Origin of the sequence: Protofrankia sp. CiP3, from assembly GCF_917627345.1 — a bacterium.
Classification (GTDB): Bacteria; Actinomycetota; Actinomycetes; order Frankiales; family Frankiaceae; genus Protofrankia.
In genome coordinates, this window is sequence record NZ_CAKJTM010000204.1 from 1 (window position 1) to 3,833 (window position 3,833).

5 protein-coding genes are annotated in these 3,833 nt (G+C 65.2%); all 5 read right to left on the bottom strand.

Annotated features, from left to right (window positions below; genetic code table 11):
* Positions 1-286: 286 nt before the first annotated feature.
* Positions 287-637 carry a hypothetical protein gene (locus tag MJ797_RS26200; protein ID WP_239342330.1) on the bottom strand — a complete coding sequence of 117 codons (351 nt, stop codon included), beginning with the start codon at positions 635-637 and terminating at the stop codon, positions 287-289.
* Positions 638-716: 79 nt separating this feature from the next.
* Positions 717-1,004 (bottom strand): hypothetical protein, encoded by a 288-nt coding sequence (locus MJ797_RS26205; protein WP_239342332.1) that lies wholly within the window; start codon positions 1,002-1,004, stop codon positions 717-719.
* 275 nt (positions 1,005-1,279) lie between these two features.
* On the bottom strand, positions 1,280-2,893 hold the full coding sequence (locus MJ797_RS26210) for an ATP-binding protein (RefSeq protein ID WP_374583015.1): 1,614 nt from the start codon (positions 2,891-2,893) through the stop codon (positions 1,280-1,282).
* Between the two features lie 368 nt (positions 2,894-3,261).
* A complete protein-coding gene (locus MJ797_RS26215; RefSeq protein ID WP_239342336.1) occupies positions 3,262-3,522 on the bottom strand; it encodes a Txe/YoeB family addiction module toxin in 261 nt (86 codons plus the stop codon).
* Positions 3,519-3,776 carry a type II toxin-antitoxin system Phd/YefM family antitoxin gene (locus MJ797_RS26220; protein ID WP_239309882.1) on the bottom strand — a complete coding sequence of 86 codons (258 nt, stop codon included), beginning with the start codon at positions 3,774-3,776 and terminating at the stop codon, positions 3,519-3,521. Before MJ797_RS26220 ends, MJ797_RS26215 begins: the two co-directional genes overlap by 4 nt.
* Positions 3,777-3,833: the final 57 nt, after the last annotated feature.

The following is a 3,833-nucleotide window of genomic DNA, read 5'->3' on the forward strand; positions in this document are numbered from 1 at the left end:
CGGCTTACCTCGCGACCAGGCCCAGTACTCCTCTGGGTGTGCGGATGCCACTGAGCGGAATGACCTACCGAGGTAGGGAGGTACGAACGCGTTCGATCGACCGCATCGCCCGGCACACCGGCCAGTTGGCGGAACGCCTCGACGATCCGATGGGACGCTGACGTCACCGGCTTGTCCGGCTTACCGGGTCACGCCTCGACACGCGGAGCCCGCCACCAGAGGTGCATCCATCCGCATCGTCGTCCGTGTCGTGGTTGGAAGAGGAACCCGTAGTACTGGTACTCGCTCAATGCCCACCCGGCCGGCCGCCGCTGGGAAACGGCGCCGCGCGGAAACCCGAGTCGTCGCCCTGGTGAAAGAACAGATGCCCGGTCAGCGCGTCGTCATCACCCAACACGGCCCAGCCACGCCCACAGACCTCGTCGCCCTCATCGTTGCCCTGCCAGCTGAACTCCACGAACGGCCGGCCGTCGCGCTTACTGGTACGGCAGTCCATCCACCCGCGCACGGCGATGAACCCGAACTCGCCCGTGCCGTCCTCGGTCAGCTCGATGAACCCAGGGCCGACAAGGTCGATCACATCCTGATTCCATAGATCCATCTCCACGATCCGCCACCGCCCCGCGAGAACTGGCATCCCGTCCTCCTCATTGCATTCCGATTACCCGTAGGATCTCTGCCACGACCGCTGCGGCACGACCGACAGCGGTCACGGTCTACTGGTCACCAGCGGGCATCCTCAAGGCCGTCACTGGACATGATCTTGCGACCGCCGGCACGCCTCCCACTCGAAAACACAGCGCCTTGTCGCGCATGAACCCGAAGTAGAACACCAATACGACGACGCCGCCTACGATGACGGTCACCAGACGGGTCGCGGTGCCCGAAACTCCAGATCCGCGGAACATTTGTTCGATCTGGTAGATGAGGTAGTGGTCGGCGCGGTCACCGGAGAGGGCTCGGATGGCGACTGCTCGGACAGTGATTTCAGGGCCAGTAGTCAAGATCAATTGATTCGGATGCCGGTACGCAAAGTCTACTCCGTGCCCTGGTCAAGACATTGATCATATCAGTGGCTGATCACTCTTTCGGATGTTCCTCCACGTTTACCCCGGTGAGTTGTCACCTGAAGTCGGCGTCGGCTTTCTTCGCGGCGGACGACCGTCAACGCCGGTAGTCCACGACTATATCGACCAGAACAAGGAGAAATTCGGGGTCGAGCCGACCGAGCACGGGCACACAAGGCCGCTCCTCGAATGGCGGGTCTCCTGCCAGTGCTTCAGGCCCGCAGGAGGGTTACGGCGCAGCCAGCCGGCGTTGTGGCGGTGTCGAACTGGGTGCGTTCGGTGATGTCCGCGATGCCTGGGCGGCGGTCGAAGAGGATGAGGGTCCCAGCGTCGAGGCCGAGGCGGTCGAGGTAGCGGTCGAGCTGGGTCAGGCCCTGGCACAGCGGGTTTGCCTTGCCTGGGTGCCAGACCTTGAGCTCGAGGGCCTCGCGCTGCCAGCGGCGTTTGCCGTCCTGATCGGTGTAGGGCCAGCGCACGAGCAGGTCGATCCGCCCGGCGCCGACGCCGTACTCGCGTTCCACATAGCCGCCACCGTTGACGACGCGTTGGAGAAATCCCATGAGGACGAGCTGCGGGGCGACTTCGTGGTAGTGCTCGGTCGACGTGAGAACGTCGCCGTGTTCGATCCAGAACTCGGCGAACTCCCGCAGCAGCAGCTGGAAGTCAAAACGGCCATCTGACCGGACGAAGCTGCGGGGGTCGGCGACGACGTTGGCCTCGACCTGTGAGGTCAGGACCCGGACGATGACCTCACGGTAGATCGGGTTGGCGATCCGCACCGGATTCTTCGGGGCGATGAGGCCGAGGTCGCGGGTGTAGGCGAGGTCGTCGTCATAGGGATCGAGCTGGATGAGGTCACCGGCCAGCAGTGGCTGCACGATCCGGCGGACCCGGGGCTCGGCGAGCCGGGCCGCCAGGGAGTCCAGGTGGGTTGCGCGAGCAAGGATCAGTCGTTCCTTGGCCTGCTCCAGGTGGTCGACCGTGATCGGCGCCGAGGCCGGCACCGCCAGCTTCACGACGATCTCACGCGCGAGTGCGTTGACCAGCCACGGCTGACCGGCGGTCAGTTCGTAGGCCCGCCCCACCGCCGCAGGGGTGAACTCCTGCCCGGTGTCCGCAGTGTACTGGCCGTAGAGCTCGGCGACCTCATCCGGGGCGAAGTCCCCCAGTCGTAGCGACTCCAGTTTGATGTTGAAAGGACTGGACGTCCCCAACCGAGACGGGTCGCCACCCGCCGCGGCTCCGGGGTCCCGCGGAATCGCGAAGCGATTGCGGGGGTGGCAGTCGCGGACGTCGCGTAGACCGCACAGCGCGACCGACGCCGGGAACTGGCTGGGGCGACCACGGTAGCCGTTGCGCAACTGGCTGAGGACGCTGAGCAGGCTCTGCCCCCGCAGCGCGTCGATCTCGTCAAAGAACAGCACCAGCGGTCGTGGGCAGACCCGCGCCCACGCGCGCAGCGCCGTACCCAGCAGGGTCTCGTCCGGGGCGTCGGGCCATTGCGGCGGGCGCAACTCCGTCGGGAGCGCGTCCTCGGCGGCCTCGCGGATCACCTGAAGAATGCCCCGCGCCGCGCGGCCGTAGTCGTCGCGCGCAGCCCGGCCGACCTCGCAGGAGAACAGCACCGCCGCGTACCGCTCCCGGGCGGTCAGCTCGTCCGCGAGTGCCTGCAGCGTCGTCGTCTTCCCCGTCTGCCGCGGCGCGTGCACGACGAAGTAGCCCTCCTGGTCGACGAGACCGGGCACCTCCGGCAAGCGCGACGACGCCGGGATCATATAGTCGATCCCCGGGCGGCACGGACCAGCCGTCTGGAACCGGCGACTCACCGATCGTCACCTCCTCCACTCCCCGAAATCGTTTCGCGATTCCGCGGGTCCCCGAGGACCAGCCAGTAGGGAAACGCTCCGTCCACCACCCTACGCATCAGACACTTGGAGATCGACGATCTCAGCCCAGGCCGCCCAGGCGGCCGACCACGCTCACCGCCGCCCACGGGCCAACGGCACCCTGGTCAAGCTTCCTGTCGCCGAGGACTCGGCGCTGCTGCCGTCGCTACCGTCAAGGCTCGAGCAAAAGGTGGAATCAAGCGGTCAAGGCGACACATGCCTTTCCAGTAGATCGTTGAACACTTCTACCGGCTTGCGCCAGCCCAACGTCTCACGAGGCCTGCCATTCAGCTCTGCGGCCACGACGGCTACTGGTAGTGGTAGCGACAGGAGATGATGGTGATCTGGCTGGGCTCAATTGCGTAGACCAGTCGATGTTCGTCGTCGATCCGGCGTGACCGTAGCCCGGCCAGGTTGTTGCGCAACAGCTCGGGCTTACCGATCCCCGGCCCCTCGGGATCGCGTTTGATGTCTGCGATCAACGCGTTGATCCGCTTGAGTGTCTTGCGGTCCTGGTTCTGCCAGTAAAGGTAGTCCTCCCAGGCATGGTCGGTCCAGGTCAGTTTCACTCGTCAGGACTCAGCGGCCGCTCGACAGCTTCACCCGAGTGCCACTGTTCTACGCTCTCCATCAGCCGCCTGGCGTTGACGGGAGTGCGCAACAGGTAGTTGGTCTCGACGATCGAGTCCCAGTCCTCCTTGCTCACGAGGACAGCATTCCCACGCTTCGAGACGATCTCGACGGGGGTGTGATCGGCATTGACCTGCTCGATCAGCGGAAACAGGGTCTTACGCGCCTCGCTGGCGCTGATCGCCGCTACCATGCTGTCTCCCGATCCACCACCAAGCCAGTGTTGTACCAAATACGGTACAACACTGGG